The 23,838-nt window shown below is 57.7% G+C and carries 32 protein-coding genes and 1 tRNA gene; 8 read left to right on the plus strand and 25 right to left on the minus strand.

The annotated features are described in order from the left end of the window. Nucleotides 1-196: 196 nt before the first annotated feature. From AO065_RS03280 to thrS, 10 genes are all read right to left on the minus strand, one after another. A complete protein-coding gene (locus AO065_RS03280) occupies nt 197-454 on the minus strand; it encodes a DUF1652 domain-containing protein (protein WP_004886961.1) in 258 nt (85 codons plus the stop codon). Between the two features lie 221 nt (nt 455-675). Beyond that, nucleotides 676-752, minus strand: a tRNA-Pro gene (locus AO065_RS03285). A gap of 88 nt (nt 753-840) precedes the next feature. After that, nucleotides 841-1,197: a MerR family transcriptional regulator gene (locus tag AO065_RS03290; protein WP_004886959.1), complete on the minus strand. Its 357-nt coding sequence runs from the start codon at nt 1,195-1,197 to the stop codon at nt 841-843. Next, nucleotides 1,178-1,480, minus strand: a complete 303-nt coding sequence (ihfA, locus tag AO065_RS03295) for an integration host factor subunit alpha (protein WP_002553164.1) — start codon at nt 1,478-1,480, stop codon at nt 1,178-1,180. Before ihfA ends, AO065_RS03290 begins: the two co-directional genes overlap by 20 nt. A 3-nt stretch (nt 1,481-1,483) precedes the next feature. Next, nucleotides 1,484-3,862, minus strand: coding sequence for a phenylalanine--tRNA ligase subunit beta (pheT, locus tag AO065_RS03300; RefSeq protein WP_004886957.1), 2,379 nt, complete (start codon nt 3,860-3,862; stop codon nt 1,484-1,486). 32 nt (nt 3,863-3,894) lie between these two features. Next, the gene (gene pheS / locus AO065_RS03305) at nt 3,895-4,911 is read right to left on the minus strand and encodes a phenylalanine--tRNA ligase subunit alpha (RefSeq protein WP_004886956.1); all 1,017 of its coding nucleotides are present in this window, start codon (nt 4,909-4,911) and stop codon (nt 3,895-3,897) included. A 104-nt stretch (nt 4,912-5,015) separates the two neighbouring features. Continuing rightward, nucleotides 5,016-5,372: a 50S ribosomal protein L20 gene (rplT, locus tag AO065_RS03310; protein WP_002553161.1), complete on the minus strand. Its 357-nt coding sequence runs from the start codon at nt 5,370-5,372 to the stop codon at nt 5,016-5,018. A gap of 29 nt (nt 5,373-5,401) precedes the next feature. Then, nucleotides 5,402-5,596: a 50S ribosomal protein L35 gene (rpmI, locus tag AO065_RS03315; protein ID WP_002553160.1), complete on the minus strand. Its 195-nt coding sequence runs from the start codon at nt 5,594-5,596 to the stop codon at nt 5,402-5,404. Nucleotides 5,597-5,656: 60 nt separating this feature from the next. Next, nucleotides 5,657-6,208 (minus strand): translation initiation factor IF-3, encoded by a 552-nt coding sequence (infC, locus tag AO065_RS03320; RefSeq protein ID WP_170969009.1) that lies wholly within the window; start codon nt 6,206-6,208, stop codon nt 5,657-5,659. Continuing rightward, nucleotides 6,208-8,130, minus strand: coding sequence for a threonine--tRNA ligase (gene thrS, locus AO065_RS03325; RefSeq protein WP_004886953.1), 1,923 nt, complete (start codon nt 8,128-8,130; stop codon nt 6,208-6,210). The genes infC and thrS overlap by 1 nt, the downstream gene beginning before the upstream one ends. Nucleotides 8,131-8,477: 347 nt before the next feature. Between thrS and AO065_RS03330 the strand changes: the two genes are divergently transcribed. Together AO065_RS03330 and AO065_RS03335 are read left to right on the plus strand one after the other, a co-directional pair. After that, on the plus strand, nt 8,478-8,786 hold the full coding sequence (locus tag AO065_RS03330; protein ID WP_004886950.1) for a hypothetical protein: 309 nt from the start codon (nt 8,478-8,480) through the stop codon (nt 8,784-8,786). A 293-nt stretch (nt 8,787-9,079) separates the two neighbouring features. Then, the gene (locus AO065_RS03335; RefSeq protein ID WP_004886948.1) at nt 9,080-9,292 is read left to right on the plus strand and encodes a cold-shock protein; all 213 of its coding nucleotides are present in this window, start codon (nt 9,080-9,082) and stop codon (nt 9,290-9,292) included. Nucleotides 9,293-9,357: 65 nt separating this feature from the next. On the opposite strand, the gene AO065_RS03340 is transcribed toward AO065_RS03335, so the two are convergent. Next, nucleotides 9,358-9,693 (minus strand): I78 family peptidase inhibitor, encoded by a 336-nt coding sequence (locus AO065_RS03340; RefSeq protein ID WP_004886945.1) that lies wholly within the window; start codon nt 9,691-9,693, stop codon nt 9,358-9,360. A gap of 312 nt (nt 9,694-10,005) precedes the next feature. Between AO065_RS03340 and AO065_RS03345 the strand changes: the two genes are divergently transcribed. After that, a complete protein-coding gene (locus AO065_RS03345) occupies nt 10,006-10,200 on the plus strand; it encodes a hypothetical protein (RefSeq protein WP_004886943.1) in 195 nt (64 codons plus the stop codon). Nucleotides 10,201-10,222: 22 nt separating this feature from the next. Here AO065_RS03345 and AO065_RS03350 read toward each other — a convergent pair whose 3' ends face one another. From AO065_RS03350 to AO065_RS03385, 8 genes are all read right to left on the minus strand, one after another. After that, nucleotides 10,223-11,248: a nucleoside hydrolase gene (locus AO065_RS03350; RefSeq protein ID WP_004886941.1), complete on the minus strand. Its 1,026-nt coding sequence runs from the start codon at nt 11,246-11,248 to the stop codon at nt 10,223-10,225. 40 nt (nt 11,249-11,288) lie between these two features. Then, nucleotides 11,289-11,693: a D-ribose pyranase gene (rbsD, locus tag AO065_RS03355; protein ID WP_004886940.1), complete on the minus strand. Its 405-nt coding sequence runs from the start codon at nt 11,691-11,693 to the stop codon at nt 11,289-11,291. Beyond that, the gene (gene rbsK / locus AO065_RS03360; RefSeq protein WP_004886937.1) at nt 11,690-12,610 is read right to left on the minus strand and encodes a ribokinase; all 921 of its coding nucleotides are present in this window, start codon (nt 12,608-12,610) and stop codon (nt 11,690-11,692) included. Before rbsK ends, rbsD begins: the two co-directional genes overlap by 4 nt. A 30-nt stretch (nt 12,611-12,640) precedes the next feature. Further along, entirely contained in the window at nt 12,641-13,657 is a 1,017-nt protein-coding gene (locus tag AO065_RS03365; protein ID WP_004886936.1) for a LacI family DNA-binding transcriptional regulator, read from the minus strand. A gap of 1 nt (nt 13,658) precedes the next feature. Continuing rightward, on the minus strand, nt 13,659-14,651 hold the full coding sequence (locus AO065_RS03370) for an ABC transporter permease (protein WP_004886935.1): 993 nt from the start codon (nt 14,649-14,651) through the stop codon (nt 13,659-13,661). Next, nucleotides 14,648-16,201, minus strand: coding sequence for a sugar ABC transporter ATP-binding protein (locus tag AO065_RS03375; RefSeq protein WP_004886933.1), 1,554 nt, complete (start codon nt 16,199-16,201; stop codon nt 14,648-14,650). Before AO065_RS03375 ends, AO065_RS03370 begins: the two co-directional genes overlap by 4 nt. Before the next feature lie 54 nt (nt 16,202-16,255). Beyond that, entirely contained in the window at nt 16,256-17,215 is a 960-nt protein-coding gene (locus tag AO065_RS03380) for a sugar ABC transporter substrate-binding protein (protein WP_004886931.1), read from the minus strand. A 165-nt stretch (nt 17,216-17,380) separates the two neighbouring features. Continuing rightward, the gene (locus AO065_RS03385; protein ID WP_004886930.1) at nt 17,381-17,605 is read right to left on the minus strand and encodes a YgdI/YgdR family lipoprotein; all 225 of its coding nucleotides are present in this window, start codon (nt 17,603-17,605) and stop codon (nt 17,381-17,383) included. A 191-nt stretch (nt 17,606-17,796) separates the two neighbouring features. Here AO065_RS03385 and AO065_RS03390 point away from each other — a divergent pair, with 191 nt between their 5' ends. The 3 genes from AO065_RS03390 (at nt 17,797) to AO065_RS03400 (ending at nt 18,826) form a co-directional block, all read left to right on the plus strand. Then, entirely contained in the window at nt 17,797-17,997 is a 201-nt protein-coding gene (locus AO065_RS03390; protein ID WP_043306431.1) for a DUF1654 domain-containing protein, read from the plus strand. An 86-nt stretch (nt 17,998-18,083) separates the two neighbouring features. Then, nucleotides 18,084-18,293 (plus strand): hypothetical protein, encoded by a 210-nt coding sequence (locus AO065_RS03395; protein WP_004886928.1) that lies wholly within the window; start codon nt 18,084-18,086, stop codon nt 18,291-18,293. Between the two features lie 290 nt (nt 18,294-18,583). Then, entirely contained in the window at nt 18,584-18,826 is a 243-nt protein-coding gene (locus AO065_RS03400; RefSeq protein WP_032652217.1) for a DUF6555 family protein, read from the plus strand. Between the two features lie 71 nt (nt 18,827-18,897). On the opposite strand, the gene map is transcribed toward AO065_RS03400, so the two are convergent. The 5 genes from map to AO065_RS03425 all read right to left on the minus strand — a co-directional run bounded on the left by map (nt 18,898) and on the right by AO065_RS03425 (nt 21,713). After that, nucleotides 18,898-19,689 (minus strand): type I methionyl aminopeptidase, encoded by a 792-nt coding sequence (map, locus tag AO065_RS03405; RefSeq protein WP_004886925.1) that lies wholly within the window; start codon nt 19,687-19,689, stop codon nt 18,898-18,900. After that, nucleotides 19,686-19,928 carry a ParD-like family protein gene (locus AO065_RS03410; RefSeq protein WP_004886923.1) on the minus strand — a complete coding sequence of 81 codons (243 nt, stop codon included), beginning with the start codon at nt 19,926-19,928 and terminating at the stop codon, nt 19,686-19,688. The genes map and AO065_RS03410 overlap by 4 nt, the downstream gene beginning before the upstream one ends. Before the next feature lie 76 nt (nt 19,929-20,004). Beyond that, nucleotides 20,005-20,331: a helix-turn-helix domain-containing protein gene (locus AO065_RS03415; RefSeq protein ID WP_004886922.1), complete on the minus strand. Its 327-nt coding sequence runs from the start codon at nt 20,329-20,331 to the stop codon at nt 20,005-20,007. A 73-nt stretch (nt 20,332-20,404) separates the two neighbouring features. Beyond that, nucleotides 20,405-20,602: a hypothetical protein gene (locus AO065_RS03420; protein ID WP_004886920.1), complete on the minus strand. Its 198-nt coding sequence runs from the start codon at nt 20,600-20,602 to the stop codon at nt 20,405-20,407. A gap of 67 nt (nt 20,603-20,669) precedes the next feature. Continuing rightward, nucleotides 20,670-21,713 carry an Ldh family oxidoreductase gene (locus tag AO065_RS03425; protein ID WP_004886918.1) on the minus strand — a complete coding sequence of 348 codons (1,044 nt, stop codon included), beginning with the start codon at nt 21,711-21,713 and terminating at the stop codon, nt 20,670-20,672. Nucleotides 21,714-21,930: 217 nt separating this feature from the next. On the opposite strand from AO065_RS03425, the gene AO065_RS03430 reads away from it, so the two are divergent. Together AO065_RS03430 and AO065_RS03435 are read left to right on the plus strand one after the other, a co-directional pair. After that, a complete protein-coding gene (locus tag AO065_RS03430) occupies nt 21,931-22,962 on the plus strand; it encodes a FecR family protein (protein ID WP_004886916.1) in 1,032 nt (343 codons plus the stop codon). A 216-nt stretch (nt 22,963-23,178) separates the two neighbouring features. Beyond that, nucleotides 23,179-23,571, plus strand: coding sequence for a hypothetical protein (locus AO065_RS03435; protein ID WP_004886915.1), 393 nt, complete (start codon nt 23,179-23,181; stop codon nt 23,569-23,571). Between the two features lie 18 nt (nt 23,572-23,589). Here the strand turns inward: AO065_RS03435 and AO065_RS03440 are convergent, their stop codons facing one another. Continuing rightward, nucleotides 23,590-23,778, minus strand: a complete 189-nt coding sequence (locus AO065_RS03440) for a hypothetical protein (protein WP_004886913.1) — start codon at nt 23,776-23,778, stop codon at nt 23,590-23,592. Nucleotides 23,779-23,838 lie beyond the last annotated feature (60 nt).

The raw sequence follows: 23,838 nt of genomic DNA on the forward strand, positions 1-23,838 counted from the left end.
CTTGTACCGCAGTGCAAGGAGGCATCATGAAAAAGATAGCTGTAGCCGGACTCATCGCTCTACTTTCAATCGTTTCAGTCTCTGCGTCAGCCTGCCCCAAGGGCACGCATCCGACTGGGGGAACAGGTTCGCACCACAAGGGCGGCACCTGTAAGTAAGGCGAGCCCGGCACGGTGCCGGGCTTTTTCGCTCCGCCCTAAGCCAGACGCTTCATCGACAGCTCCATCTGCCCCATCAGGTCTCTCTGCTCTTTCAGTGAGAGCACCAGTTTTGCGATGGACCGGCTGGTGGCCAGGTCGGACAACGGCATCCCCGTGACATACAACTGAAGCTCACTTGTTTCGGGATGGAGAAGCTTGACCGAAAAGGTTTCGTTCGCCCCCATGACGCATTCACACTTGGAGGGCAAAAAAGCGGTCTCAAGGACTCGTTGAAGATCAGACTTTGAAAACATCTTGTATTCCACCTGACAAAATCGTTTCACCGAGAATAGACGATTGGCAGACTCATTGGTTGCCGGTCATCGGCAGATTCGAAACCGGGGATTATGTTACTTGCCTTGCTTGTGCTTATTGATCCGCAAAGAGGCTGAATCACCACTGGCCTATCCCCTGCAAAAGTCCCGCCCATGAAAAAGCCCAACCTGAAAAGGCTGGGCTCGATCATTGGAGAATATGGTCGGGACGGAGTGATTCGAACACTCGACCCCTAGCACCCCATGCTAGTGCGCTACCGGACTGCGCTACGCCCCGACTAGGCGTGAAACTGTTTCGCATGTTGCGAGAACTTCGAGGAATATACCCTAAGCTTTTGAATTATGGAAGTATCTGGTGGGCTCGGTTACGACTTGAGCATGACCAGCACGTCTTCCAGTTCGACAATCATCTGCCGGATCATCTGCTTGTACTGTTGGGTGTCGTCCTTGGCTTCACCGTTGGTGAGGCGCAATCGCGCACCGCCGATGGTAAAACCCTGGTCGTATAGCAAGCCGCGGATCTGGCGGATCATCAGCACATCCTGGCGCTGATAATACCGACGGTTTCCGCGGCGTTTTACGGGGTTGAGCTGAGGAAATTCCTGTTCCCAATAGCGCAAAACGTGCGGTTTGACCGCGCAGAGCTCGCTCACCTCACCGATGGTGAAGTAGCGTTTGCCAGGAATCGGCGGCAGCTCGTCGTTATGACTTGGTTCCAGCATATGCCTCAACTCGGGCCTTCAACTTCTGCCCTGGACGAAAGGTGACCACACGGCGTGCCGTGATCGGAATTTCTTCGCCAGTCTTGGGATTTCTCCCAGGCCGCTGGCGTTTGTCTCGCAGGTCGAAATTACCGAAACCGGACAGTTTTACCTGCTCGTTGTCTTCAAGAGCGTGCCTGATTTCCTCGAAGAACAGCTCCACCAATTCCTTGGCTTCTCGTTTATTCAGGCCCAGCTCTTCGTACAGACGTTCGGCCATTTCAGCTTTCGTCAGAGCCCCCATACGCTACTTCCTTAATGTGGCGTTTAACCTCTCCTCAAGTGAGGTGAGGATGGCAAGTGTCGTTGCGTTGACCTCATCGTCATTAAGAGTGCGCGATGGATGCTGCCAGGTCAAGCCGACCGCAAGGCTTTTTCTATGCGGATCAATGCCTTTACCCTGATAAACATCAAATAGCCTGAGGTCTGTGAGCCATTCGCCTGCATTTTCACGAATAACGTCCATTACCGCACTGGAAGAGACATCCCGATCGGCCAGAAGTGCCAGGTCGCGACGCACTTCAGGGAAGCGCGACAGCTCGTGGAATTTCGGCAGACGGCCCTTGGCGACTTCCCCCAGAACGAGCTCGAAAACGAATACCGGACGATCCAGACCCAGGTTCTTCGACAGCTCAGGGTGAATTGCGCCCAGGAAACCGACTTCACGACCATCGCGCAGGATACGCGCTGTCTGGCCTGGATGAAGCGCAGGATGCTCACCCGGCGTGAAGCTGAAATCGCTCAGTGCGCCAGCGAAGCCCAATACAGCTTCCACATCGGCTTTCACATCGAAGAAATCGACAGCGTCACGGCCTTGCGCCCAGCCTTCCGGAAGGCGGCTGCCGCACACCACACCCGCCAGCATCGGCTCTTGCTTCAGACCTTCCAGTTGCCCGACGAAACGCAGGCCACTTTCGAACATCCGCACACGATCCTGCTGACGGTTGAGGTTGTGCTGCAACGCCTTGACCAGACCCGGCCAGAGCGAGGCGCGCATGGCGGCCATGTCATTGGAGATCGGGTTGGCGAGCAACAGAGGTTTGACGCCCGGCGTGAACAGTTCGAACCACTTGGGATCGATGAAGCTGTAGGTGATCGCTTCCTGATAGCCACGTGCAACCAGCAGACGGCGCAATTCAGGTAGATCGCCCTGGGCTTCGGCCTTGGCCTGCGGCGCCAGACGGGCCTGCGGGTAACGTACCGGCAGACGGTTGTAGCCATACAGACGCGCCAACTCTTCGATCAGGTCGACTTCGAGGCTGATGTCGAAACGATGACTCGGCACGGTGACATGCCACTGGCCATTCGCTTCAGCCGAAACACCCAGACCCAACGCTTTGAGCAGGCGTTCGATTTCGGCATTCTCGATCACCAGACCGAGCATTTGCTCGACGCGGCTCGCGCGCAATGTCACTGGAGCCACGGACGGCAAGTGCTGTTCGCTGACCACTTCGGTCACAGGACCGGCTTCGCCACCCGTGATTTCCAGCAGCAGACCGGTTGCCCGCTCCATCGCTTCGCGAGCCAGTTGCCAGTCGACACCGCGCTCGTAACGATGGGATGCGTCGGTGTGCAGACCATAGGAACGCGCCTTGCCAGCCACCGAGATGGTGTCGAAGAAGGCACTTTCCAGGAAAATGTCGCGCGTGCCAGCGGTCACGCCGCTGTGTTCGCCACCCATGACACCGGCAATCGCCAGCGCGCGCTGGTGGTCGGCGATAACCAGGGTGCCGGCACGCAGGCTGACTTCCTGACCATCGAGCAGAACGAGCTTCTCGCCCTCCTCGGCCATGCGTACGCGAATCCCGCCGTTGATTTCGGCCAGATCGAACGCATGCAGCGGCTGACCCAGTTCAAGCATCACGTAGTTGGTGATGTCGACAGCGGCATCGATGCTGCGCACGTCGGAACGACGCAGGCGCTCGACCATCCACAAGGGGGTCGGACGTGACAGGTCAACGTTACGGATGACGCGGCCCAGATAGCGTGGGCAAGCAGCGGGTGCCAGCACTTCAACAGGGCGAACTTCGTCATGCACGGCAGCAACGGTTGCCACCTGTGGACGCGTGACTTCGGCGGCATAGAGCGCGCCGACTTCACGAGCCAGACCGGCAACCGACAGGCAGTCGCCACGGTTCGGGGTCAGATCGACCTCAATGCTGGCATCGTCCAGCCCCAGATAGACACGAATGTCCTGACCCACCGGCGCATCAGCAGCCAGTTCCATCAAGCCATCGTTGCCCTCGCCGGCCTGCAATTCCGCGGCGGAGCACAGCATGCCGTTGGACTCGACGCCACGCAGCTTGGCTTTCTTGATCTTGAAATCGCCCGGCAGCTCGGCACCGATCATGGCGAAAGGGATCTTCAGGCCCGGGCGCACATTGGGCGCGCCGCAGACGACCTGGAAAGTCTCGGTGCCATTGCTGACCTGGCAAACACGCAGTTTGTCGGCATCAGGGTGTTGCTCGGTGCTCAGCACCTCGCCGACCACGACACCGGTGAATGCGCCGGCGGCCAGCGTGACGCTGTCAACCTCAAGACCGGCCATCGACAGACGAGCAACCAGCTCGTCGCGGGAAACCTGCGGGCTTACCCAGCCGCGCAGCCATTGTTCACTGAATTTCATCCTGCTCTCCTGAAAGATTCGTTACGTGCGACCTAGCGAAATTGCGCGAGGAACCGCAAGTCGTTGTCGAAGAACAGGCGCAAATCATTGACGCCGTAACGCAGCATGGCCAGACGCTCTACGCCCATGCCGAATGCAAAACCCTGAAATTCTTCAGGATCGATACCGGACATGCGCAGCACATTCGGGTGGACCATGCCGCAGCCCATGACTTCCAGCCAGCCGGTCTGCTTGCAGACGCGGCAGCCTTTGCCGCTGCACATCACGCATTCCATGTCGACTTCCGCCGATGGCTCGGTGAACGGGAAGAACGAAGGACGGAAGCGAACGGCCAGCTCTTTCTCGAAGAACACGCGCAGGAATTCTTCGATGGTGCCTTTCAGGTCCGCGAAATTGATATCACGGTCAACCAGCAAGCCTTCGATCTGGTGGAACATCGGCGAGTGGGTGATATCCGAGTCGCAGCGATAGACGCGGCCCGGACAAACGATCCGGATCGGCGGCTGCTTCGATTCCATGGTCCGCACCTGCACCGGGGAGGTGTGGGTACGCAACAGCATGTTCGCATTGAAATAGAAGGTGTCATGCATCGCCCGCGCCGGGTGGTGGCCAGGGATGTTGAGCGCCTCGAAGTTGTGGTAATCGTCTTCGACCTCAGGGCCTTCGGCGATGCCGTAGCCAATGTGAGTGAAGAATTGTTCGATCCGCTCCAGAGTGCGGGTGATCGGGTGCAGACCACCAGAGGTCTGACCGCGGCCCGGCAGGGTCACGTCGATGCATTCGGCCGCGAGTCTGGCAGTCAGTTCTGCCTGCTCAAACGATGCCTTGCGTGCATTGAGGACCTCTGTGACACGTTCCTTGGCAACGTTGATCAGCGCACCGACTTGCGGACGCTCTTCAGCAGGCAGGTTTCCCAGGGTCTTCATCACCTGAGTCAACTCGCCTTTCTTGCCGAGGTAGTGAACCCGGATTTGCTCCAGGGCATTGATATCTTCGGCGCTTTGCACAGCCTCAAGAGCTTGAGAGACCAGCGCGTCCAGGTTTTCCATGTACAGACTCCAGATACGAAATAGGGGAAGAGCTGAAGGCTCTTCCCCTATTTATGACGTTCAACACCGGCCCCGGAAAACCGGGGCCAGTGATTGTCGGGGACTTAGGCCAAAGTGGCTTTAGCTTTCTCGACAATCGCAGCAAACGCCGCTTTTTCGTTCACTGCCAGATCAGCCAGAACCTTACGGTCGATCTCGATGGACGCTTTTTTCAGGCCGGCAATGAAACGGCTGTAGGACAGACCGTTAACACGAGCACCAGCGTTGATACGAGCGATCCACAGAGCGCGGAACTGACGTTTTTTCTGACGACGGTCACGGTAGGCGTATTGGCCTGCCTTGATTACCGCTTGCTTGGCAACACGGAATACGCGTGAACGCGCACCGTAGTAGCCTTTTGCAAGTTTCAGAATTTTCTTGTGACGCTTACGGGCAATGACGCCACGCTTAACACGAGCCATGAGTTACTTCCTCTATATCTTGATCAAAATTAACGAAGGCGCAGCATGCGCTCGACTTTTGCCACGTCGGACGGATGCAGCAGGCTGCTTCCGCGCAGTTGACGCTTACGCTTTGTCGACATTTTGGTCAGGATGTGGCTCTTGAAAGCGTGTTTGTGCTTGATGCCGTTAGCAGTTTTCAGAAACCGCTTAGCTGCACCACTTTTAGTCTTCATCTTTGGCATGTTCGGATACTCCGCATTCAGTTGATAAACATAACCGCAAGGCCTGCCGTGCCCTGGTGGTTACTTCTTCTTTTTCGGGGCGATGACCATGATCAGCTGGCGTCCTTCCATCTTAGGATGCTGTTCGACGGAACCGTATTCGAGAAGGTCACCTTCAACCCGCTTCAACAATTCCATACCCAGCTCCTGGTGGGCCATCTCACGACCGCGGAATCTCAACGATACCTTGGCCCTGTCCCCGTCACTCAGGAAACGTACCAGGTTGCGCAGTTTTACCTGGTAATCCCCTTCCTCCGTCCCTGGACGAAACTTGATTTCTTTAACCTGGATCTGCTTCTGGTTTTTCTTCGCTGCAGCGACCTGCTTCTTCTTCTCGAAGATCGACTTGCCGTAATCCATCACACGGCAGACAGGAGGTACTGCGTCGGCAGAAATCTCTACCAGATCCAGCTTCGACTCTTCCGCTATACGAAGCGCTTCATCAATCGAGACGATGCCAATCTGCTCGCCGTCAGCGCCAATTAACCGAACCTCGCGGGCCGAGATATTCTCATTGATCGGGGCCTTGGGTGCAGCTCGTTTATCTTGTCTCATTTCACGCTTAATAATAATTACTCCGAATCTTGGCGACCACGCCGGGAAACCGCTTGTGCGAGGAATTCAGCGAATTGGGCGACCGGCATCGAGCCGAGGTCAGCGCCTTCGCGTGTCCGCACAGCGACAGTTTGCATTTCAACCTCCCGATCTCCTATCACAAGGAGATAAGGAACCTTGAGCAAAGTATGCTCACGGATTTTAAAGCCGATCTTTTCATTTCTCAAGTCGGACTTGGCACGAAACCCGCTTTGGGCCAAGGTTTTTTCGACTCCGAGGGCAAAATCGGCCTGTTTATCAGTGATATTCATGATCACTGCCTGAGTCGGCGCCAGCCAGGCCGGGAACGCACCTTCGTAGTGTTCGATCAGAATTCCGATGAAACGCTCGAACGAACCGAGGATTGCACGGTGCAGCATGACCGGACTCTTGCGGCTGTTGTCTTCCGAAACGTACTCGGCACTGAGACGGATCGGCAGGTTGAAGTCCAGCTGCAAGGTGCCGCACTGCCAGACACGGCCGAGGCAGTCTTTCAGAGAGAACTCGATCTTCGGACCGTAGAACGCACCCTCGCCCGGCTGCAGGTCGTAAGGCAGACCTGCGCTGTCGAGTGCTGCGGCCAAAGCCGATTCTGCACGATCCCACAACTCATCGGAGCCGACGCGCTTTTCAGGGCGAGTGGACAGCTTGAGCTCGATGTCCTTGAAGCCGAAATCGGCATAGACATCCAGGGTCAGCTTGATGAAGGCTGCGGACTCGGACTGCATCTGCTCTTCGGTGCAGAAGATGTGCGCGTCGTCCTGAGTGAAGCCACGTACACGCATGATGCCATGCAAGGCACCTGACGGCTCATTTCGGTGGCAGGCACCGAACTCGGCCAGACGCATCGGCAGCTCGCGGTAGCTCTTCAGCCCCTGATTGAATACCTGCACGTGGCAAGGGCAGTTCATGGGCTTGATGGCGTAGTCGCGGCTCTCGGACTCGGTGGTGAACATGTTGTCGGCGTAGTTGGCCCAATGGCCGGACTTTTCCCACAACGAGCGATCAACCACTTGCGGCGTCTTGATTTCAAGGTAGCCGTTTTCGTGCTGAACCTTGCGCATGTACTGCTCGAGCACCTGATACAGGGTCCAGCCCTGAGGGTGCCAGAACACCATGCCCGGCGCTTCTTCCTGGGTATGGAACAGGCCCAGACGCTTGCCGATCTTGCGATGGTCGCGTTTTTCGGCCTCTTCGATACGCTGGATGTAGGCCGCCAGTTGCTTCTTGTCAGCCCATGCGGTGCCGTAGACGCGCTGCAACTGCTCGTTCTTGGCATCGCCGCGCCAGTAGGCACCGGACAGCTTGGTCAGCTTGAAGGACTTCAGGAAGCGGGTGTTCGGCACGTGCGGACCGCGGCACATGTCGACGTATTCTTCGTGATAATACAGGCCCATGGCCTGCTCGTTCGGCATGTCTTCGACCAGACGCAGCTTGTAGTCTTCGTGACGAGCGGTGAACACCTCGATCACTTCGGCGCGCGGGGTCACTTTCTTGATGACGTCGTAGTCTTTTTCGATCAGCTGCTGCATGCGCTGCTCGATCGCCGCCATGTCATCTGGCGTGAACGGGCGCTCGTAGGCGATATCGTAATAGAAGCCGTCGTCGATCACCGGGCCGATGACCATCTTTGCAGTCGGGTACAACTGCTTGACGGCATGGCCTACCAAGTGAGCACAAGAGTGACGGATGATTTCCAGTCCTTCCTGATCCTTCGGGGTGATGATCTGCAGGCTGGCATCGTTTTCGATCAGGTCGCAGGCGTCGACAAGCTTGCCGTCGACCTTGCCGGCCACGGTGGCCTTGGCCAGACCCGCACCAATTGAAAGCGCGACATCGGCTACGGAAACCGCATGATCGAAAGAACGTTGACTGCCGTCGGGAAGAGTAATAGTTGGCATGGCGCCTCCTCTCCTAGTGGTGACCCCTACCAAAGGTCACGTGGGTTGGGATGAGCCAGTACGTGATCCGGTGGTACGCCTGCCTCACAGTGGCAGGAGCCTTGCGGCCAACCTTGAAACGGACCAGATGACTGGAGTGTACAAAAACCTGCTTGCACCTGACTGAAAACAAAGCCAATAGAGGGTGCTGGAAATTTACAGGACGCGCATCCTACCACAGCGCAGCCGTCTAGTCGCACCTCATGACAAATGAAGATGAAATCGGCACAGCACCTGAACTGGTACGTCCGCAGACCGTCAGAACTATTCGTCAACTTGCAAGAATTTCCCCAGCAAAGGAGAACACCATGAAGCTTCCACGTCTGTCCGCACTCCTCGCTTGCGCTGCAATTCTGGCCCCATTGGGCGCCCAGGCCGCGATGGACGGAGCGACTCGCAGCACGTTCACTCAAGAGTGCATCAGTGCCGCGAAGGCACAGAACCTGGATGACAAGACCGCCAAGGCGCATTGCGACTGCGGCGCCAAACAGGTGGACAGCCATTTCTCCGACAAGGAAATCGCGTCACTGAACAATACTGGCACTGCGCCAAGCCCGGAATTGACCTCGAAATTGCAGAAACTGGTCACCGAAAACTGCACTAAAGCAAAAAATTAATATCCGGCCGGGCGTGTAAAAACGCCCTGTCGTTGAGCGGCATCCTGTCAGTACCAATACCATTCAAGGCCCCGTCAAACGGGGCTTTGAGCGCCCTCCTCGTACGCGTAACTCCACGCCAGCTAGCAAGCCGATTCGGCCATTCCTGAATATGACGATCTGCATACCTACGCGCGACGCTCAAAGTTCCCACCTAAATAGCTGTCTTTTCGTACATTTCGACTATGATAGGCCGGTGTGCCCAGTTGGCCTGAGCAGCACGCTATTGAAAATTATGTTCTTGGAGATACACCATGTCTAATCGCCAAACCGGCACCGTAAAATGGTTCAACGATGAAAAAGGCTTCGGCTTTATCACTCCACAAGGTGGCGGTGACGACCTGTTCGTACACTTCAAAGCAATCCAGAGCGACGGTTTCAAAAGCCTGAAAGAAGGCCAGACCGTTTCTTTCGTTGCTGCTAAAGGCCAGAAAGGCATGCAGGCAGAAGAAGTCAAAGTGGACTGATCCACTTGATTTGAAAAAACCCCGTCATTGACGGGGTTTTTTTATGCCTGCGCAATGAGCAAGGTTCAGCCGCAGTTGATGCGGATCACCTTGCCGGAGGCGTCGGTATTGACGTTGACGCGCTCGGAGCGGTACTCAAGCGTGACCATGTCGTTGGGACCCAGAATGCGTGCATCCATGGAGCCGGTACGGCTGCGTACCTGGGTCAGCAAATCGATGGATGCCTGCTTGCCAATGGCAAATTGTGCAGGCTCTGCATCACAGCGGCCCGGCACGGTATTACTGGCGGCGGGCGCCTCGGTCTTGCTGGTGGCCTCGGGCACCGAATCAGGCGTGCTGCTGCACCCTGCCAGAACCGACGTCACGACCACAAAACCCAATGTTGCGAATTTCCAGGGCATACACCCTCCTTTGCCAATAAACATTTTCCAGACCTTGTGCGACCGCACCTTGCCGCATTGGTTGCACTGCAGTCATCGCCACCACTCGTAAGCGAAGATGTCTGCAAGGCGCGCGCAGTCTGCCTCGCCCCGCTTTTCCATGCGCCCGCAAATCGTCACAACATGTTTTCAATGGACGTCAGATCGCGCTCATGATGCGTAAGTAGAAGTGTCAAACGGCTCGCACAATGGTTTACTGCAACCGACCATAGGGATAAAGGGCGATGCACGGCGGCCTGAGCAATGCGGTGCTTTCTTGAAGGCGAGACGGACATGACAGTGATTTCAATCGATGCGGACATCAAGGCCAAATGGCCCCAGGGCCACTGCTCGCACAGCCCGGGCACACCGGAGGAGCTGGTGATCATCGCTGTCGATCTGTTGATCAAGGAACTGGGCACCGAGGGTGCCCGAGCCTTCATCACTCAAGTGTGGAGCCGGTACGCGACGACAGAGCTGCCTGCCTGACAGCGTTCGACTCCAGACAGCGTTACTTCAATCGAGCCAGACGCTCGGTCAGCAGATCGAAGAAGCCCTGGGCGTCGCCATCCTCGACCCAGAAGACGTTTTGCGGTTGCTTGAGCGTGCCGTTCCAGTCCGCGACGGTCTGGCCGAAACCAATGCCTTCACGGCTGTCGATCGCCACATTGATCTGCCTGCCCGAAAACAGCTCGGGTTTGAGCATCCAGGCGATGACGCTGGCATCGTGAATCGGGCCGCCCGGCAGACCGTAGTGCTCCATATCCAGCTTCACGTATTCATTGAGAATACCTTCCACCAGCTTGCCAGCCTGATTGTTCAGCGCGGCAATCTGCTGGAGACGCTTCTCGCTGGTCAGGATCTTGTGAGTCACATCCAGCGGCACGTAGGTCAGCTTCACACCGCTGGCCAGAACGATCTGCGCCGCATGAGGATCGGCAAAGATGTTGAACTCGGCAACCGGCGTGATATTGCCGCCATTGAAGTGCGCGCCGCCCATGACGATCACTTCCTTGATGCCCTGGGTGATCTCCGGTGCCTGCACCAATGCGAGCGCGAGATTGGTCTGTGGGCCAAGCATTGCAACGGTAATGCTATGAGGCTTGGCCTTGCTCAGTGTCTGAATCAGATAATCGACGGCGTTGCCTTGGGCCAGGCCTTTGGCAGGCTCGTGTACCGGCACGCCGGGCAGGCCTTCCTTGCCATGCACGTTTTCCGCGTAGATCGGCGTACGCACCAGCGGCTTGGGCGCACCGGCATACACTGGCACCTCCTCACGGCCCGCCCACTCGCGAGCGAGTCTGGCGTTACGTGATGTCTTGTCCAGACGCACATTGCCGGCAACGGTGGTGATCGCCATGACATTGAGTTCTTCAGGCGATGCCAACGCCAGCAGCAAAGCGACCACATCGTCGGCACCCGGGTCAGTGTCGATGATCACGTCACGCTTTTCGACGGCCTGAACGGCTGTCGCACCGAGAATGGACAAGAGCAGCGCTCCCCGAATGAGTTGTCTGGAAAACTGTGTCAATGTCATGTGTAACTCCCTGTCATGAATACGTGTTCAGGCTAAATGCCTAGAACACAACTCCGGATACCAGCGCCACATTGCTGTAGGGCTGGCACTCGCCAGTGCGGATGATGGCCTTGGCCTTGCGGCTCAGAATTTTCAGGTCGTCATGGCTGATCCAGCGCTGATGACCCAATTGATCATCAAGGTTCAGGCTCTCGATGACCTGCAACGCAGGTGGCTTGATTTCAGCCATTTCATTTGCCAGCACGTGGCTTTCGACCTGCATTTCGCTCAACACCACATCCAGCACGCTGACGAAATCCGGTACGCCACGGGTCAGGGCCAGGTCGATCAGTTCGACGCCGGGCGGCACGGGCATGCCAGCGTCAACAATCATCAGGATATCGCCGTGACCCAGCGATGCGATCACGCGCGACAGGGCGATATTGAGTAGCGGTGTTTTTTTCATCTCGGGTTGAATCCTTGTACTTCCTCGAACGTCGGGATGGACGGCTGCGCGCCTGCGCGGGTGACCGACAGCGCTGCGGCAGCCTGACCAAAGCGGATGGCCTGCGATTCGCTCTGCCCTCTGGCGAGCGCCGCTGCAAAACCACCGACAAAGGTATCACCTGCAGCGGTGGTGTCCACGGCCTGAACGCGACGCGTTGGAATATGTTCGACGCCAGCGGCACTGGCGAACAACGTCCCCTGCTCACCGAGCGTGATGATCACGTTACGTGCACCGGCTGCCAGCAGCGCCAGAGCCGCCTTTTGCGCAGAGGCTGGCGAGTCGACATTAATCCCGGACAATGCCTGGGCTTCGCTTTCGTTGGGAATCAGGTAATCGATCAGGCTGTACCAGTGGGCGGGCAGCGGCTCACTGGCGGGAGCAGGATTCAGAATAACGGTCTTGCCCAGCTCACGGGCACGCGACAAGGTATGGAAGACCGTCTCGGTCGGCACTTCGAGCTGGCAAATGACAATGTCCGAACCTGCGAGCAGCGGGTCGAAGCGCTTGATAAGCGCAGGCGTCAGTTGCCCATTGCCGCCCGCGACGATGACGATTGCATTCTGACTGTTCGCGTCGACCACGATCGAGGCAATGCCGGTGGGCACGCCATCGACCACTGTCACCGCCTGGCAGTCAATCTGTTCGGCCAGCAGCGCAGCACGCAGTTGCTCACCGTAAGCGTCGGCACCTACACAGCCGATCATTGCCACCTCAGCACCCAGACGTGCAGCGGCGACCGCCTGGTTGGCGCCCTTGCCACCGGGAACGGTATCGAAGCTCTCTCCGGTCAGTGTTTCGCCAGGGCGCGGGAGACGCTGGGCGCGGATCACCAGATCCATGTTGAGGCTGCCCACTATCACTATTTTTGCTTGCATGGCTCATTCACTCGTTGCTGTGCGTGCTCATCATTGATCAGGAGCGTTGTAGGGTGCAGCCGTGGATTCACGCACCACGACGACAGGCGTCACCAGACGCTTCTCGACGGGCGAGTCATGAGGCGACGCGATTCTGCACAAGAGCATTTGCGCCGCCGTTTCGCCCAGTTGCATGATCGACTGTCCCACCGTGGTGAGTGCGGGATAGACATAGCGGCTCATTTCGATGTCATCGAAACCGATGACCGACAGATTTTGCGGGACAGCAATATTGCGTTCGGCGGCAGCCCTCAGCACACCAATGGCAATGACGTCGTTACCGGCGAAGATCGCGGTGGGCTGATGCCTGGCCAACAGCTCGCCTGCGGCGTCGTATCCGGCCGAACTGGTGAAATCACTGTGTACGGCCCACTGCGGATCAATTTCGACAGACGCCTCCTGCATCGCACGCCGATACCCTGCCAGACGCATTTCGGCAACCGTGCTGTTGCGAGGCCCACCGATACAGGCAATGCGTTTATGCCCCAGATCGAGCAGATGACGCGTCGCCAGATAGGCCCCCTGCTCGTGATCGATACGCACCATGTCGGCTTCGATACTTTCCAGCTCGCGGTCGACGATGACCAACGGCGTGCGAACGTCCGCAAGACCTCCCGCAACACTCGCGTCTGCGCCCACCGATGAGACGATCAGGCCGTCTACCCGCTTCTCCAGCAGAACCCGCAGGTAACTGCGCTGCTTCTCGGGATTGTCATCGGAGTTGCACAGAATCACGCAGAAACCGTTGCGCTCGCAGTAGTCCTCGATGCCTCTGGCCAGCTCGGCGAAATACGGGTTCATGCCATTGGGAATCAACAGGCCGATGGTCGACGTACTTTTGGCTTTGAGCGAACGGGCCACCGCACTGGGCACGTAGTCCAGTTGTGCGATGGCCGCCTCGACCTTGAGCCGGACCGGCTCGCTCACCGGCCGGGTCTTGTTCAGCACATGGGAAACCGTTGTGTAGGAAATCCCGGCCAGTGCTGCTACGTCCTTGATGGTTGCCATGTCAGCCCTGTCGCCGCGCCCGGTTGCTGCGGTAGGTGTCCAGCACCACGGCAATCACGATCACAGCGCCGGTGATGATGCGTTTGGTGGGTTCGGTGGCGCCGATCTGCGCCAGGCCTGCGGCCAGTACCGAAATGATCAGCACGCCGAAGAATGTGCTGATGATCGAACCGCGTCCACCCATCAGGCTGGTACCGCCAATGACCACCGCTGCGATCACCTGCAATTCCAGCCCAGCACCGGCGTTTGGATCAGCTGCCTCCAGTCGCGATATCTGGAACAGCGCCGCGACGCCCGCCAGCATACCCATCAGCGAGAACACCAGGATCTTGTAGGGCTTGGGATTGATACCTGCCAGACGCACGGCTTCTTCGTTGGTGCCGATACCGATCAGGTAGCGACCGAAGACGGTGCGGGTCAGCACAGCCTGAGCGACGATGATCACCAGCAGCGCAATGATGAACGACGGGGAAATACCGAATGCCACCGGATCGGACAGCCAGGCGAATGAATCACCGATGTAGGCCGTGCGCGAGTCAGTCATCTGGTACGCCACGCCACGGGCCATTTCCAGCACGCCCAGCGAAACGATGAATGACGGGATGCGCCATGCGACGGTGATCGAACCGGTGATGGTGCCCGCCAGTGTTGCGCAGGCAATGCCCAGCAACGCGGCCGGAAACACACTCCAGCCCCAGCCCAGAACAGCCACGCTGACCGCGGCTGCAGCCAATGCCAGTACCGAACCCACGGACAGGTCGATGCCGCCGATGATCAGGATCAGGGTCATGCCGACAGACAGCACCATCAGATCAGGAATCTGGTTGGCCAGGGTGCTGAAGGTCTGGTACGACAGGAAATGGTCACTGAGCAGCGAGAACAGGACGATCATCGCCAGCAAGGCGCCCGCCAGTCCCAGGTAAGTGCCCAGGCCGAAATAAGTGCCGCCGCGACGGGCCGGCAGTGTCAGCGTCGGGGATGTGTCGTTTTTCATGGCTCGTTCCTGGGCGCTGCATCGTTGAGCAGCGCATCACGTTTCTGATAACCGGCAAAGGCTGCGGCCAGCAATTGGTCCTGACTCCAGTTGTCGCGTTCGAACGTATCGATCAGGCGACCGGCCGACAGCACGCCGATGCGGTCACAGATCAGCATCAGTTCGCGCAGATCACTGGAAACCACCACCAGCGCCCTGCCCTGACGGGTCAGTTCGCCGAGCAGCGCGTAGATGTCGAATTTGGCGCCGACGTCGATGCCCCGCGTTGGCTCGTCGAACAACATGACCGGGCAATCGCGCTCCAGCCAGCGGCCGATCACCACTTTCTGCTGGTTGCCGCCGGACAGTTCCGACACCAACTGCGTCGGGCTGGAGCTGCGAATACGCATGGCGTCCACCTGACGCTGCGCGAGCTTGAGCTCGTCAGCGGCATTGACGATGCCTGCGCTGGAAATGGCTTTCATGTTGCCCAGCGCGATGTTGGCGCTGATCGATTGCGACATCAGCAAGCCTTCGCTCTTGCGGTCTTCCGTGATCAAGGCAATGCCATGCTCGACCGCATCGGCGGGCGAACGAATGGTGACGGCCTGTAATGGCTGGCCCACTTCAATCGTGCCACTGTCGGCGATGTCGGCGCCGTAGATCAGGCGCAGCAGCTCGGTCCGCCCCGCGCCGATCAGCCCGGAGATACCGAAGATTTCGCCACGGCGAACATCGAAGGAGACATCCTGGACCTTGCCCTTGCGGTTGAGCGATTTGACCGACAGTGCGACTTCGCCGATCTGCCGGGCGCCCATGTCCATGTGTTCGCCCAGTTCGCGCCCCACCATCAGGGTGACCAGTTGCTCGCTGTTGTAACGGGAAATCGGCTCGACGCAAACCAGCTTGCCGTCACGCAATACGGCGATGCGCTGCGACACTCTGGCCAGTTCTTCGAGGCGATGGGAAATGTAGATGATCGAGACGCCACGAGCCTGCAACCGCGTGATCTGCTCGAACAGCATTTCGACCTCACGCGAGGTCAGCATTGCCGTCGGCTCGTCGAGAATCAGCACGTGGCAGTCGCCAGCGAGGTTACGGGCGATCTCAACCATCTGCTGATGCCCGATGCCCAGATCGCCAACCAGCGTGTCCGGGTCAATCGCGTCCAGCCCAACCTGGGCCATGGCCTTGATGGCGTTTTCACGCAGGCGCTTGCGATCGATCCAGCCCGCGCGACGTGGCAGATCGTCCAGAAACAGGTTTTCGGCAACGGTCAGGGTTGGCAGCAGGTTCAGTTCCTGCATGACCATACGCACGCCGAGCTTTTCGGCCTGGGTGCGATTGGCTGGCTGGTAGGGCTGCCCCTGAAATTGCATGCTGCCAGTGGTGGGCGTGACCAGCCCGCCGATGATCTTTGTCAAGGTGCTTTTTCCGGCACCGTTTTCCCCGGTCAGGGCCAGCACTTCACCGCGCATCAACGTCAGGTCGACATCGCCAAGCACGGGTTGAGCGTAGGTTTTACCAATGCCACTGACCGAAAGAACAGCCGTCTGAGCAGACGCTGACATACATTTCTCCCAGCGCCTGCCCTGTTCGGGCAGACGCCTTTCACTCGGTGTGGATCAAGGTTGGGTAACGAGTTCGACCGGCGTTTCGATAACGCCTTTCTCGTTGGTGTCGACCTTCTCGCCCTTGACAGCCTTGAGTGCCGCTTCGATCCCGAACACGGCCTGCCTGGCAGCGTACTGATCGGCGGTGGCGAGGATTCGACCGTCCTTGAGCATCGGCTTGATGGCGTTGATGTTGTCGTAACCCACCACCATCACCTTGCCAGTCTTGCCTGCAGCACGTACGGCAGAAACGGCGCCCAGTGCCATGCTGTCATTGCCGGCCAGCAGTGCCTTGAGGTTTGGGTATTCGTTCAGCATGGCGGACGCGACGGCATTGCCCTTGTCGATTTCCCAGTTGCCGGACTGTACCGACACGACTTTCATCTGTGCCTTATCCATGGCGTCCTTGAAACCGGCCGTACGCTGCTGAGCGTTGGTGGTGGTCGGCACACCTTCGATGATGCCGACTTCATCGCCTGCCTTCAGCTTGGTCGCCAGGTAATCACCGACCTGGGCAGCGCCCTTGCGGTTATCCGGGCCTACGAACGGAATCTGCAGGTTCTTGCTTTTGAGTACGTCGGCGTCGAGCTGGTTATCGATGTTGACGACCTTGATCCCGGCATCGGAGGCTTTCTTCAAGACCGACACCAGTGCTTTCGAGTCGGCAGGCGCAATGACCAGTGCATCGACTTTGGAAACAATCATCTGCTCGACGATACGAATCTGGCTCGCGGTATCGGACTCATCCTTGATGCCGTTGGAGACGAGATCAAACTCGCTGGCGTGTTCTTTCTGGTAAGCCTTGGCACCGTCTTCCATGGTCCGGAAGAACTCGTTGGCCAGGGATTTCATGACCAGCGCGACTTTAGGCTTTTCAGGGGTCTGAGCGTTTACGGCAGAGAGGGGAACGATTGCCGCAAGGGCAGAAAACATGGCGACAGCGAGCAGGCGTCCAGCGAATGGCAGCTTCATGAGTTCATCTCCGATCTTGTGATTATTGTTCGGGCGAACGACGCAGAATCAATCCGCAGGATCGATACGCAAACGTTTGCGAGAAGCGAACTATGAAAAATGTCGCGGGGTTTGTCAATCGGGGAAATGAAGTCTGCCCGAAGCATTGCTCCGGGCAGCGCTGTCTCACTCTTCGGGGCGGACAGTGGCCACTTCGTCGGCCTTGATCCGAATGGTTTTGCCCGAAATATCTTCGAACTCATAGAAGCCGTCACGGCTCTTGGTCTTTGGCGCATCCTTGGTGATGTATTGCGTTCCGTCCTGCAACGTGACGACCGACGGGGTGGAGCATCCAGACAACATGAGAGAGGCCGCAACCACGGCAGGCAACACCAGCAATTTGAATTTCATGTTCACTCCTTGGGCCTATACGAATGTGCAGGTGAAACGATACAGGCATCATCAAAGGGCGGAAACATTATCCTACGTAAGTGTTGCGAAAGATCCGACACTCAAATACTGTGCGCACGTACAGCTTATTCAGGGACTTTTCCGTGGCAAATCAATCCTCAGCGACCTCAGCCCCCGACTCCTATCAGCGCATGGGCATTCGGGTACAGAAGATCATCAACTCGCCGACCGCGCAGAAATCCAGAGCCGCCCTGCTCTTTCGTCTGCAGGATGAATCGGAAGATGATTGGGCTCAGTTGCTTGAAGAGATAGCCGAGAACGACAACGTCACCCTCGCCTGGCGTGATGATGGTGGCGTACAGCTGTTCTGGACAGTGCCCAAGGAGGATTGAGGGGCGGTTTTCAGCTCTCAATGCAGCCTCTGATTTGAACGTAGAATCCCACGACGCTTGGCCTGGATAACGCATGGAGTGTGACCGTGATTACGCTGGACGGGATTTTTGACGCCTTCTTCAACCTGCTGGCGCACAGTGTCGGCGTACGCATATTGAAAGCCTTGAGTGGCGGCAGATTCAAAGGCGAACGCGGGTTCGCATTTGGCTGGGCGCTGGTCGTCGGAAGCGTGGCATTGCTCGCACCGCTTGTGGCATTCATCACCTGGCTGATTGTCAGCAGATCAGCCAGTTGAACATCCTGTAATCGCGACACCTTCGTTCGGGCAGTCATACACAACTTTTACACGCGAACGGATATGGCTTAGTGCCACTTGTCGGACGACTGTTCACTTGCAATCGAAACGGTGTAATTCTCGTTTCACCCTTCTGAGACAGCGGTCCGATCAAGGCGACGTGTAGCCGTACACGCCTGTATCGATCTCGAAATGATGTTGCAGCGTCGAAGCAGCCCCGGCTTCGAACTGCCCAGTACCCCACGTACTCATTTTAGGATGGCGTAGTGTCTACGCCTTGCAGGCAGGTAATGATGAATCAAACGGAATTTGAAATTCACTATCGGTTCAAGGGTGAAACCCGGTCCTTTCTTCACCAGACTCTTCAACTCTGCCAGAGCGATGCGCTGCATTGCGCAACGCTGCATGCAGGTGTCGGTACGGTCAGCGATCATGTCGCCGCCGGGCCTGTGAGACTGGCGACCTTGCAGGCTCAAGGCTTTGGTGTGACCGAAGTGCACTGGAAGCGGTGTACGCAGCCTGAGCAGACCTGAGTCGGCATTGTCGAGACTCACAATAAAAAGCGACCTCACCTGGAGGTCGTTTTTTTGGGCTGCAATGCGACTCAGATCGCGGGGTAAGAACCTGTGCCCTCGGGCCAAGGCGTCAGCAGTTCGAAGCCCGTCGAGGTGACTGCCACCATGTGCTCCCACTGCGCTGAAAGTGACATGTCACTGGTCAATACTGTCCAGCCATCCGGCAATGTGCGGGTGCCCGCCTTGCCTGCGTTGATCATCGGCTCGATGGTGAAGACCATGCCTTCCTTGAGTTTCAGGCCTTTGCCCTGCGTACCGTAATGCAGCACCTGAGGCTCTTCATGGTATTTGCGCCCGATGCCGTGCCCGCAGTACTCGCGCACCACACTGAAACCTTCGCGATGGGCAACGCTCTGGATCGCGTACCCGATGTCGCCCAACGTCGCACCCGGACGCACCGCGTGAATGCCTGCACGGGTTGCTTCGTAGGTGGTTTCGACCAGACGCCGGGCCAGCGGACTGACCTCGCCGACCAGATACATGCGACTGGTATCGCCGTACCAGCCATCCTTGATGACGGCCACATCAATGTTGACGATGTCGCCTTCCTTCAGGATGTCCGATGCCGACGGAATGCCATGGCAGACCACCGCATTCGGGGAAATGCAGGTTGTCTTGGTAAAGCCGTGATACCCGACGTTGGCCGGAATCACCTTGAGCTCCTTGACGATGTACTCGTTGCAGATGTCATCCAGCGCTTCGGTGCTCACGCCTGCCTTGACGTAAGGCGTGATCATCGCAAGCACGTCAGCCGCGAGCCTGCCGGCGATGCGCAACTGAACCAGATCCTGCTCGGTCTTGAGACTGATGCCGCCGCTCATGAGGCCGCCTTCGACAGTTCGGTCAGCTTGAAGGATTGAGTCGACAGCACAGTACCGTCAGCGTCTTCGAGACGAATCAGCATCTGACAGATTTCGCTGTAGTCCAACGTTGGATGCAGCTCTGCGAGCATGCCGATGCGCATCCAGTGCTCCGCCTGAGCATTGATGGAACGACTCAACGCAACACTGGCGCAACGCAGATCCGCGTGCATGTGTTCGGAAATTTTGACCAGGCCCATGGTTCACCTCACTTTGAATATACGAAGCATATACGTTTCGTATATTCACAAGCAACAGAACTGGCGTGTCAGGTGATCAGTCGAGACGCTTGCACAACGATAACGCCAGCTGGCTGATCGCGCTCTGGTCGACGCAGCTCAGTGATCTGAAGCGCAGGATGATGTCTTTTTCGGCAGCCGAGAGTGAGTCGATGCAGACCGGTAATCTTTTACCGCACAGCACATAAAGCACGTCGACTCCTTTCTCGCTCAGCGCCACCAGATAAGTGGAACGCGGCATGCGCTTACCGTTCTCGTATTTGCCCTGGGCATTGGCCTCGACACCACCAATGGCGGCAAATCTGTGTTGCGATAGCCCCAATGCCTGGCGCTCTTCTTTCAGTCGCGCGCCGAAATCTTTCATATGGATGCACCTGAGGCGGAATTGCATCCATCACGATACGCTGCATCCATTAATCATGTTGAGTTATCGGGTTTTATTCACTCGCGCGGCTTTCACGGTAGTCACCACCTGCTTGAGCAGCTGCGACGACCATGGACACTTGAGCCTCGTACGCATTGAACTGGCGCAGTGCTGCGGCCAGAGCCAGAAAATCTTCACGCTGCATTTCGTTGACCGACGTACCGGTTCGAAGCTGATGGGCAACCGGGCTATGCGCTGACTTCAGGGACATGGAACACCTCTTTCTTTTTACTGGTTATGCATACAGTATTTAGATCCAGAGGCTAATACAAGCCCGGTTACGACGAATGGTCATTCTCTGCCAGTGCCTGCAGGCGCATCACATCGCTGGCGTTCATTTCGATGCCATGCGCCATCGATCTGGCTCGCTCGGCGTAACGACGATCACCCGGCATACGCGACTGACCGACACCATGAAGCTGCTGCACAAGGACCTCGCTGCGTTGCGCAAAGGACTGGCCACCGCCCTTGTCGGGATCGATGACAATCAGCAACTGGCCGGTCCAGGGCGTTTGCGCACCGCGATGCTTTGACCAGTCGAACTCGAACGAAAAATTTCCGCCGGTCAAACCCGCCGCCAGCAGTTCAACCATCATCGACAATGCCGAACCCTTGTGCCCGCCAAACGGCAGCAGTGCCCCGCCATCCAGAATCGCCTTGGGGTCACAGGTCGCCTGTCCCTCACGATCCACACCCATACCTTCGGGTAACAGACGGCCTTCGCGCGCTGCGATCTGCACATCGCCATGGGCCATGGCACTGGTCGCCAGATCGAAAACCAATGGCGTCGACCCGTGGCGAGGCGCCGCGAACGCGATGGGGTTGGTTCCGAACAACGGCTTCTGCGCACCGTGCGGCACAACGCAGGTCATGCTGTTGACCATGCTCAGGGCCACCAGCCCCTGCTCGGCGAACGGCTCGACGTCCGGCCACAGTGCCGCAAAATGATGGGAGTTTCGGATGGCCAGAATCGCAATACCTGCGCTGCGCGCCTTGTCGATCAGCAACGGCCGCGCCGCCGCGAGCGCGGGCTGGGCAAAGCCGTTGGCCGCGTCGACCCTCACGAACGCAGATGCGACATCCTCCACAACCGGCACCGCCTTGCCGTCCACCCAACCGCTGGCCAGCGAAGAAAGATACCCCGGAATGCGAAAGATGCCGTGACTGTGCGAACCGTCCCGCTGGGCGCTGGCGCAGTTTTCAGCAAGGACAGTCGCCACATCCAGCGACGTGCCATGGGCCAGAAAGATTCGCTGCAACAGCTCGGTCAGTTGCGCAAGGGAAAGGGTTCGGGTCGAGTCATCAGGGTGAGCGGCGTGCATCTGGAACTCCGGATCATGACGGTCAGGGCAGGTATTGGGTTGCGATCAAGAGTAGCGCCAAGCGCATTCCAGAAACACTCCCGTAGTCCGATACATCAATGAGAGCCGATCACATTCACGAAGAATTAAGCCGGGATTGATACATCGTAACGGTCCAATGTTCTCTCCCTCTCCTATCCGGGGGTAGAATGCGCCAGCGGTCAGTAACGGAGAGTCCATGAACGAACCCAGCCTCAGCGAAGCAGAATACGAGCAGATCACCGATGCCGCCGCGCAATGGTGCATGCGACTGCACGCTGACGACTGCTCGCCTGCCGAGCGGAAACTGTTCGATCAGTGGCTCAAGGCTCATCCGCTGCACGCGACCGAGTTCGAGGCAATGCGCGATATCTGGGAGGTGTCGGGACAGCTGGAACCCGTCAATCCGCCGCCCTCGCCCGTCGTATCGAGCGCAGCTGCAGTGCCTGGTGTCTTGCCACGACGCAGACGCAACTGGCGTCCTCTCGCCGTGGCTGCAACCGTTGCCGCACTGGCTATACCCGCGGCTGGCTACATTGGCTGGAACCAGGGGCTGATTCCCAACGCGTACGAAACCTACACCACAACCAATGCTACTCGTCTCATCACCATGGGCGACGGCAGCCGCGTGGAAATGGACCTGGGCACAGAACTGACCTACGCCAATTACAAGGACCGCCGCAGCGTTACCTTGAAAAAAGGCGAAGCATTTTTCGAAGTCAGCCACGACCTCACCCACCCTTTCGTCGTGGACGTCGGCGCAGGAAGCATCAAGGTAACCGGCACGCGCTTCAATGTGTGGACCTATCAGGATCAGGTTCGTGTAACGCTGGTCGAGGGGTCGGTACAGGTCAGCAGCGATCGCTCGCAACCTGGCTTCAGCGATCACCTGGATCCCGGCATGCAGGCCACGTACAAGGCTGGTGATAACCGCCCAAGCATTGGTCACGTTGCCGCCGACGACACCAGTCTGGCGTGGCGCAACGGCAAACTGATCTTCAATGATATGCCGTTGAGCCAGGCATTGCCGATGATCAACCGCTACCTGCAGACGCCGATCCTGCTGGCGGACAATGCCACCGGTGCGATTCGTCTTGGCGGCACCTACAACACCCGAGACATCTCGAGCCTGCTCACGTCACTGCCCAAGGTATTGCCGGTTTATGTGACGCAGAACCAGAATGGAAATCCGGTCCTGAACATACGTGGCCCCAACTCACCCAAAGGCTGACTCATGTCCCGAGACGGCGCTGATCTTACATCCTGAAACATCCCTTCCGAGTGAAGTCATCGTGCTCGGCGCCGCTGTTTTCGCGACTTTGTACGCAGGTAATCCGGCTCGTCGTGCAGCTCTCTGCTATTTTTTTGCGTTCGCACCTGAGGTTTTGCGCCGCTCGTTCGTCTTATAGATGAGATTTTGTTTAAAAGCCTGAAAAGGAATTTGCGCATGTTCAATCGTCAAGGAACAACGACCCGTACGATGCTCAGGCAGACGGCCATTTCTGCGCAGGCGCAGACCCAGGTCCAATCGCCTGCGGGAGAGATCGAGCGTCCGGGCAATGATCACATCCGGCTGCTACTCAAGAGCTTCGGCCTGCGCACCAGTCTGGTCAGACTCAAGGTGCTGGATGCACTGCTGGTATCGAACGAAAGCGGTCAGTCACTCGGCGTGCGAGGTGTGCACAGTCAACTGCTCAGGCTGGACGTGCCGCTGTCATTCCTCAGCGTACGCGAGGTGCTCAAGCGTCTGTGCGATGAAGGCGTCATCCATCTCAACGAGGACAAGACCTACAGTCTGCATCCTCGTGCCATGGAATGGCTGGGCGAGTCGGGCAGATAATCAGACGCCCCGTGAAACTCAGCGCCTGACCTTGCGGCGCATGATCCCGTTGAGCACCACAACCAGCACAGCAACGCCGATGGCGATGTACTGAAAGGTCTTCTCGCTGATCACACCACTGTTCTGCAAATGCGAAAGGCCCAGCATGATCGCCAGCACACCCAAAGCGATCAGAATCGAGTAAATCAAACGCTGCTTGTTGGTCATATCGGTTTTCCTGATTACGTCATGAACGGCATTGGCGCGGTGCAAATGCGCCGACATCTT

This window comes from Pseudomonas viridiflava, from assembly GCF_001642795.1.
Taxonomy (GTDB): Bacteria; Pseudomonadota; Gammaproteobacteria; order Pseudomonadales; family Pseudomonadaceae; genus Aquipseudomonas; species Aquipseudomonas viridiflava.

Excerpts from the sequence above, each read along its gene's own strand:
- AO065_RS03375 (WP_004886933.1), bottom strand. The coding sequence starts at position 16,201 with ATGTCAGCGTCTGCTCAGACGGCTGTTCTTTCGGTCAGTGGCATTGGT.
- AO065_RS03400 (WP_032652217.1), top strand. The coding sequence starts at position 18,584 with ATGATGAATCAAACGGAATTTGAAATTCACTATCGGTTCAAGGGTGAA.
- AO065_RS03435 (WP_004886915.1), top strand. The coding sequence starts at position 23,179 with ATGTTCAATCGTCAAGGAACAACGACCCGTACGATGCTCAGGCAGACG.
- AO065_RS03420 (WP_004886920.1), bottom strand. The coding sequence starts at position 20,602 with ATGTCCCTGAAGTCAGCGCATAGCCCGGTTGCCCATCAGCTTCGAACC.
- AO065_RS03370 (WP_004886935.1), bottom strand. The coding sequence starts at position 14,651 with ATGAAAAACGACACATCCCCGACGCTGACACTGCCGGCCCGTCGCGGC.
- AO065_RS03390 (WP_043306431.1), top strand. The coding sequence starts at position 17,797 with ATGGGCATTCGGGTACAGAAGATCATCAACTCGCCGACCGCGCAGAAA.
- rbsK (WP_004886937.1), bottom strand. The coding sequence starts at position 12,610 with ATGCAAGCAAAAATAGTGATAGTGGGCAGCCTCAACATGGATCTGGTG.
- pheS (WP_004886956.1), bottom strand. The coding sequence starts at position 4,911 with ATGGAAAACCTGGACGCGCTGGTCTCTCAAGCTCTTGAGGCTGTGCAA.
- AO065_RS03385 (WP_004886930.1), bottom strand. The coding sequence starts at position 17,605 with ATGAAATTCAAATTGCTGGTGTTGCCTGCCGTGGTTGCGGCCTCTCTC.
- rplT (WP_002553161.1), bottom strand. The coding sequence starts at position 5,372 with ATGGCTCGTGTTAAGCGTGGCGTCATTGCCCGTAAGCGTCACAAGAAA.
- rbsD (WP_004886940.1), bottom strand. The coding sequence starts at position 11,693 with ATGAAAAAAACACCGCTACTCAATATCGCCCTGTCGCGCGTGATCGCA.
- AO065_RS03380 (WP_004886931.1), bottom strand. The coding sequence starts at position 17,215 with ATGAAGCTGCCATTCGCTGGACGCCTGCTCGCTGTCGCCATGTTTTCT.
- AO065_RS03350 (WP_004886941.1), bottom strand. The coding sequence starts at position 11,248 with ATGACATTGACACAGTTTTCCAGACAACTCATTCGGGGAGCGCTGCTC.
- AO065_RS03365 (WP_004886936.1), bottom strand. The coding sequence starts at position 13,657 with ATGGCAACCATCAAGGACGTAGCAGCACTGGCCGGGATTTCCTACACA.
- AO065_RS03330 (WP_004886950.1), top strand. The coding sequence starts at position 8,478 with ATGAAGCTTCCACGTCTGTCCGCACTCCTCGCTTGCGCTGCAATTCTG.
- AO065_RS03345 (WP_004886943.1), top strand. The coding sequence starts at position 10,006 with ATGACAGTGATTTCAATCGATGCGGACATCAAGGCCAAATGGCCCCAG.
- ihfA (WP_002553164.1), bottom strand. The coding sequence starts at position 1,480 with ATGGGGGCTCTGACGAAAGCTGAAATGGCCGAACGTCTGTACGAAGAG.
- AO065_RS03425 (WP_004886918.1), bottom strand. The coding sequence starts at position 21,713 with ATGCACGCCGCTCACCCTGATGACTCGACCCGAACCCTTTCCCTTGCG.
- AO065_RS03430 (WP_004886916.1), top strand. The coding sequence starts at position 21,931 with ATGAACGAACCCAGCCTCAGCGAAGCAGAATACGAGCAGATCACCGAT.
- AO065_RS03410 (WP_004886923.1), bottom strand. The coding sequence starts at position 19,928 with ATGGGCCTGGTCAAAATTTCCGAACACATGCACGCGGATCTGCGTTGC.
- AO065_RS03335 (WP_004886948.1), top strand. The coding sequence starts at position 9,080 with ATGTCTAATCGCCAAACCGGCACCGTAAAATGGTTCAACGATGAAAAA.
- AO065_RS03340 (WP_004886945.1), bottom strand. The coding sequence starts at position 9,693 with ATGCCCTGGAAATTCGCAACATTGGGTTTTGTGGTCGTGACGTCGGTT.
- rpmI (WP_002553160.1), bottom strand. The coding sequence starts at position 5,596 with ATGCCAAAGATGAAGACTAAAAGTGGTGCAGCTAAGCGGTTTCTGAAA.
- AO065_RS03440 (WP_004886913.1), bottom strand. The coding sequence starts at position 23,778 with ATGACCAACAAGCAGCGTTTGATTTACTCGATTCTGATCGCTTTGGGT.
- thrS (WP_004886953.1), bottom strand. The coding sequence starts at position 8,130 with ATGCCAACTATTACTCTTCCCGACGGCAGTCAACGTTCTTTCGATCAT.
- AO065_RS03415 (WP_004886922.1), bottom strand. The coding sequence starts at position 20,331 with ATGAAAGATTTCGGCGCGCGACTGAAAGAAGAGCGCCAGGCATTGGGG.
- AO065_RS03280 (WP_004886961.1), bottom strand. The coding sequence starts at position 454 with ATGTTTTCAAAGTCTGATCTTCAACGAGTCCTTGAGACCGCTTTTTTG.
- pheT (WP_004886957.1), bottom strand. The coding sequence starts at position 3,862 with ATGAAATTCAGTGAACAATGGCTGCGCGGCTGGGTAAGCCCGCAGGTT.
- map (WP_004886925.1), bottom strand. The coding sequence starts at position 19,689 with ATGAGCGGCGGCATCAGTCTCAAGACCGAGCAGGATCTGGTTCAGTTG.
- AO065_RS03290 (WP_004886959.1), bottom strand. The coding sequence starts at position 1,197 with ATGCTGGAACCAAGTCATAACGACGAGCTGCCGCCGATTCCTGGCAAA.